The 5244-nt window shown below is 69.3% G+C and carries 4 protein-coding genes, 2 pseudogenes and 1 riboswitch; of the genes and pseudogenes, 4 read left to right on the forward strand and 2 right to left on the reverse strand.

Going from position 1 to position 5244, the window contains the following annotated elements; translation table 11 throughout:
* The 4 genes and pseudogenes from ENN83_RS03555 to ENN83_RS03570 all read left to right on the forward strand — a co-directional run.
* Positions 1 to 139 (forward strand): annotated as a pseudogene (locus ENN83_RS03555) (IS5/IS1182 family transposase); the annotation flags it as partial.
* 13 nt (positions 140 to 152) lie between these two features.
* Positions 153 to 578: a bifunctional adenosylcobinamide kinase/adenosylcobinamide-phosphate guanylyltransferase gene (locus ENN83_RS03560; protein WP_287184197.1), complete on the forward strand. Its 426-nt coding sequence runs from the start codon at positions 153 to 155 to the stop codon at positions 576 to 578.
* Between the two features lie 19 nt (positions 579 to 597).
* Positions 598 to 784: riboswitch (cobalamin riboswitch) on the forward strand.
* A gap of 186 nt (positions 785 to 970) precedes the next feature.
* Entirely contained in the window at positions 971 to 1315 is a 345-nt protein-coding gene (locus ENN83_RS03565; protein WP_287184194.1) for a cysteine-rich small domain-containing protein, read from the forward strand.
* A 52-nt stretch (positions 1316 to 1367) separates the two neighbouring features.
* Positions 1368 to 2071: pseudogene (locus ENN83_RS03570) on the forward strand (hypothetical protein).
* A 5-nt stretch (positions 2072 to 2076) separates the two neighbouring features.
* On the opposite strand, the gene ENN83_RS03575 reads toward ENN83_RS03570, so the two are convergent.
* Positions 2077 to 3531, reverse strand: a complete 1455-nt coding sequence (locus tag ENN83_RS03575; RefSeq protein ID WP_287184195.1) for a cobyric acid synthase — start codon at positions 3529 to 3531, stop codon at positions 2077 to 2079.
* On the reverse strand, positions 3528 to 5042 hold the full coding sequence (locus tag ENN83_RS03580) for a cobyric acid synthase (RefSeq protein ID WP_287184198.1): 1515 nt from the start codon (positions 5040 to 5042) through the stop codon (positions 3528 to 3530). Before ENN83_RS03580 ends, ENN83_RS03575 begins: the two co-directional genes overlap by 4 nt.
* Positions 5043 to 5244: the final 202 nt, after the last annotated feature.

Below are 5244 nucleotides of genomic sequence, written 5' to 3' on the forward strand. Positions count from 1 at the left end.
CTATCGAAAGCGCCACAGGATCGAGAACAGCTTTGCCCGCCTCAAGGACTGGCGACGGGTCGCGACCCGTTACGACAGGTGCCCGAAGGTCTTCCTGTCCGCATCCGCCTTGGCTGCCGTGGTCATGTTCCGGTTATGAATCCCGACCCTACATCGCCTCCGCCCGCGCCGAGGACGAGGAAATGCGCGCGCGGATCGCCAAGCACATTTCCGATCAGGGGGAGGGCTGGACCACGGTCGAGCAACCTTTCGACCTCGCAGGGGCGCTCGATCGCACTGACGGGCGCGGGCGGCGGCCGGTCGACTGTCTGACGCTGTGGCTGTCGAACCTGATGATGGAGGAGCGGGACTGGGACCCGGAGGCGAAGACCATGCTTGCAGCCCTTGCCCGTCAGCGAAGCCCGGTGATCCTTGTCAGCAACGTGGTCGGCATGGGCATCGTGCCCGAGAATGCGCTGGTGCGCGCCTTCCGCGATGCGCAGGGCTGGCTGAACCAGCGCGTGGCGTTGATGGCGGACGAGGTGGAACTCGTCGTCTCGGGCCTGCCGATGCGGCTCAAGGGCGCGCGGCCCGCTTGACGGTGGCTTTGCTTGCGGCCAGTGTCGGAGGCGTTCTGGTGCTCCCGCTAGGGGAGTGAAAAGGGAAGCCGGTGCGAACCCGGCGCTGCCCCCGCAACTGTGAGCGGCGAGCCCTTGTCCGATTGCCACCGGCGCCGAAGCCGGGAAGGCGGATGAAAGGGCCGAGACCCGCAAGCCAGGAGACCTGCCAGAGCGTCGAACCGACCCCGGGCGGCGGGCCCGGAGGCAGGATGCGGGTCCGGCCCTTTGCCGCGCCCGCACACCGGCGCCTCCTGTCCCCAACCCTGGTCAGAGGCTGTCCCGAACCCTTTGGGTCGCGGAGGCCACCCATGCGCCTGTCGGCCGTGCGGGGAATGCGCGAACCGTCGGGTCGCCGAAAGGAGTTGCGTTCCATGCAACCCAAGAACACGACGACGAACGAAGGGTTCAAGGGCTTCACCAACACGGACTGCCCCTTCCTGCCCTGCCACAAGGGCGTGCAGCGCGAGTTCAATTGCCTGTTCTGCTACTGCCCGCTGATCGCCTATGAATGCCCCGGTCCCTACAAGGTCTACACCGACCGGAACGGGCTGATCCGAAAGGACTGTTCGGCCTGTATCCTGCCCCATGACGGCTATTTCAAGTCCTGGAACTTCATCCAGCGCTGGCTGGAATACCCTGTAGTCTGGTCCGGAAAGCCGCAGACTGACCCGCCCGTGCGCCGACCGAAACCGCCGGGACGGGGAGGCGAGGACTAAGGTGCGGCGTCGCCACTGCAAATCCCGGAACACCTTGCCAGGGTAAAGCCGCATGTTCGACATTCTCGTCGACCGGACCTATCGCCACCTCTTCGCCGCGCAGGTCGTGGCCCTGCTGGGAACGGGTCTGGCGACCGTCGCACTGGGGCTTTTGCCCTATGATCTGGCGGGGCATCACGCGGCGCTGGCGCTGTCGCGGCTCGCCTGAGATCCGGAGAACATCCTCGGTCCGACGCTCGCCGCGCTGCTCCTGGCGGTGCTGTCCTGCGATGCGCTCTTTCTGGGCGCCGCGCTGATGGTTGCGGGACTACTGGGCCTCGCGCCGGCCATCGGCACGGCGGGCCTGAGCCGGAGCGCTCTACTGCTGGCCTGGCTGTTCATCGGGCTGGGCCATTCCAACGTGCTGACGCCGACGGGTCATCTGTTGCGACGGTCCTCCACCCCCGAGAACCGGCCAGCGGTCTTCGCCGCGCGGTTCGCGCTGTCCCATTGGTGCTGGCCCGTCTGCTATCCGCTGGCCAGGGCGCTGATGACGCTGGGGGGGGGAGCAGGGGCGGCGCTTGTCGGTCTGGCGGGGCTCGCGCTGGCCGGGCCGGGGATGCCCCCCGGGTCTGGCCCGCAGGCGATCCGCAGGTTCTGCCGCACCGCCATGACGACCTGCCGTCCGGCCATCCACATTTGCGCGAGGGACGCGCGCATGTCCATCCCTTCATGATCGACGATCTTCACCGGACCTGGCCCGAGCCCCAAAGCTGACGCGCCTACCGCGCCGCGGCCAGCAGCCGGTCGAGATCGAGATCGGCCTCGATCTCGTCGGCGAAGGCGTTCAGGGCGGCGTCGAGCCGTGCGGCATGATCCGTCCCGGCCGCCATCCCGCCCATCGCCCTAAGCCAATGCGCGCGAAACGCGTCCGCACCGAACAGCCCGTGCAGGTAGCTGCCCATGACCTTGCCGTCCTGCGAAACGGCACCTTCGGCCCGCCCGTCCAGCCGCAGCCAAGGCCGGTCGAGGCCCGGCCCCGCAGTCCGCCCCATGTGCATCTCGTATCCGGTGACGCGCGCACCGCTGATCGCGTCCTGTGCGTCGATCTCGACCAGCTGCTTATCGCCCGTCAGGGTCGTGTCGATGTCAAGCAGACCCAGCCCCGCGCTCGCTCCGGGCGGCCCCTCGATGCCGTCAGGGTCACGCACCATGTGGCCCAGCATCTGGAACCCCGCGCACAGGCCGACCACCCGTCCGCCGCGCCGAATATGGGCGCGGATGTCGATGTCCCAGCCCTCGGCCCGCAAGGTCTCAAGCGCTGATCGTGTTGCCTTGGAACCGAGCAGAAGGACGACATCCGCGTCCCCGGGAATCGGCTGGCCCGGACGGATCCAGCGAAGATCGACGCCGGACTCGGCCGCCAGCGGGTCGAGGTCATCGAAATTCGCCATCCGCGGCAGTTCCGGCACGGCGACGACCAGACCGCTCCCCGCACCCCGTTTGCGCCCGAAGCCCAGCGAATCCTCCTCGGGCAGCGCACGCGCGGCGTCGGACCAGCGCAGAAGGCCCAGCACGGGCCAACCGGTCTCGGTCAGGATATCCTCGGCCGCAGGGGCGAAGACACCCGGATCGCCGCGGAACTTGTTGACGATGACGCCGGCGACACGGGCGCGTTCCGACGCGGTCCACAGCCGGTGATGCCCGATCGCCGCCGCCGTGACGCCGCCGCGCGATTCGTCACCCACTAGTACCACGGGCAGATCGGCGGCCTCGGCCAGCCCCATGTTCGAGATGTCCCGCGGGCGCAGATACCTCTCGGCTCCGCTGCCCGCGCCCTCGACCAGCACCAGGTCATGGGTCGCCGAGAGGGTGTCGAGGCTGGCGCAGACCGCACCGCGAAGCTCGGGCTTCAGCCGCTGATAGGCGCTGGCCGAATACCGGCCCAACACGCGGCCCTGCACCACAACCTGCGCGTCCACATCCGTTTCCGGTTTCAGCAGCACCGGGTTCATGTGCACCGTCAGCGGCACGCCCGCCGCGCGCGCCTGCAAGGCCTGCGCCCGGCCGATCTCGCCCCCATCGGCGGTGACGGCGGCGTTGTTCGACATGTTCTGCGCCTTGAACGGCGCGACCTTCAGGCCGCGGCGCGCCCAGCCGCGGCACAGGCCCGCGACCAGCAGGCTCTTGCCCACGTCCGATCCGGTGCCAAGCACCATCAGCCGTTTTGCGGTCATCGCGCCAGCGCAAGGAGCGCGTCGAGGTCCAGGTCGTGTTCCAACTGGTCGGCCAGCGCGTCGAGCGCGCCTTCGACCTGCGCCTCGTAGTCGAGGCCCGAGGCGCGCCCGCCCATCGCGGTCAGCCAGTGCCGCCGGAAGCCGTCCGCCCCGAAGAGCCCGTGCACATAGGCGCCCATCACGCGGCCATCGGCGGACACCGCGCCCTCGGCCACTCCGTTCAGCCGCAGCCAGGGGCGGTCGAGCGCTGCGCCCTCGGTCCGACCCATATGCATCTCATAGCCGGTGACGCGCTCGCCGCTGAGCGCATCCTCGGCGTCGATCTCGACCAGCCGTTTCTCGGGCGTCATCGTCGTCTCGATATCCAGAAGGCCAAGGCCCGGCGTTTCGCCCGCCAACCCCTCGATCCCGTCGGGGTCGCGCACCGCACGGCCCAGCATCTGGAAGCCCGCGCAGATGCCGACCACCCGGCCACCCCGGCGCACATGGGCCAGGATATCGACATCCCAGCCCTCGGCGCGCAGCGCCTCCAGCGCGGGGCGGGTCGTCTTGGAGCCGGGCAGCAGCACCACATCGGCCTCGGCCGGAATCGGCTCGCCGGGTTTGACCCAGCGCAGATCGACGCCCGGCTCCGAGGACAGTGGGTCGAGATCGTCGAAATTCGCGGCCCGCGCGATCTGCGGCACAGCGATCACAAGGCCCGCGCCGCCCGACCTCTGCGGCCGCTCCAGCGCCAGCGCGTCCTCGGCGGGCAGATGGGCGGCCCTGTCGAACCAGCGCGCCACGCCCAGAAGCGGCCAGCCGGTGGTTTCGGTGATCGTCTTGCAGGCGGGTTCGTAAAGCGAGAAATAGCCGCGGAACTTGTTGACCAGAAACCCCTTGATCCGTGCGCGCTCATCTTCGGTGTGTAACAGCCACGACCCGACCACGGCCGCCATCGCGCCGCCCCTGTCGTTGTCGGTCAGCAGCACCACCGGCAGGTCGGCCTCTTCGGCCAGGCGCATGTTGGTGATGTCGCAGTGCCGCAGCCAGGTTTCGGTGCCCGCGCCGGCCCCCTCGACCAGCACCAGGTCGGCCTCGGCCGCGACCCGACGGTAGCTGTCGATCACCGCGGGTAACAGCAGCGGCTTGAGGTTGTGATAATGCCGCGCGGGCCAGTTGCCCAAGGCTCGCCCGCGCAGCACGACCTGCGAGCCAACCATCGCCTGCGGCTTCAGCAGGACCGGGTTCATGTGAATCGATGGCGGCAGACCCGCCGCTCGCGCCTGCAGCGCCTGCGCGCGGCCGATCTCGCCCCGCGGGGTGTCGCCATCCGGGCCGGGGGGCAGGTCGCTGTCCACCGTCACCGCGGCGTTGTTCGACATGTTCTGCGCCTTGAACGGCGCGACCTTCAGGCCCCGCCGGGTATAGGCACGGGCCAGCCCCGCGACCAGCAGGCTTTTCCCCACATCCGAACTGGTGCCCTGGATCATCAACGCCCGTCCCCGGCGCGGCGGCACTGGGTCGAGCATCGGCACGTCGATCACGGGCATCGGCGGCGGGGCGTCGTCGGGCGGCAGGTCGAAGGTCATGGAAGCTCGCACGTCTTTTTGGCGGCGTGGCGGGCATTGTCGTCGGTAGGTGTCCTGGCCCCGGTCATCGGCATCCCCCTGTCCGTTGTCCGGTGCAGGATGGGCCGCAATGGCGCCCGCGTCAAACCGCCCGGCGGGGACC

It is taken from the genome of Rhodovulum sp. (assembly GCF_011048875.1).
Lineage (GTDB): Bacteria > Pseudomonadota > Alphaproteobacteria > Rhodobacterales > Rhodobacteraceae > Rhodovulum > Rhodovulum tesquicola.

Coding starts and splice junctions, on each gene's coding strand:
- ENN83_RS03565 (WP_287184194.1), top strand. CDS start 971: ATGCAACCCAAGAACACGACGACGAACGAAGGGTTCAAGGGCTTCACC.
- ENN83_RS03575 (WP_287184195.1), bottom strand. CDS start 3,531: ATGACCGCAAAACGGCTGATGGTGCTTGGCACCGGATCGGACGTGGGC.
- ENN83_RS03580 (WP_287184198.1), bottom strand. CDS start 5,042: ATGCTCGACCCAGTGCCGCCGCGCCGGGGACGGGCGTTGATGATCCAG.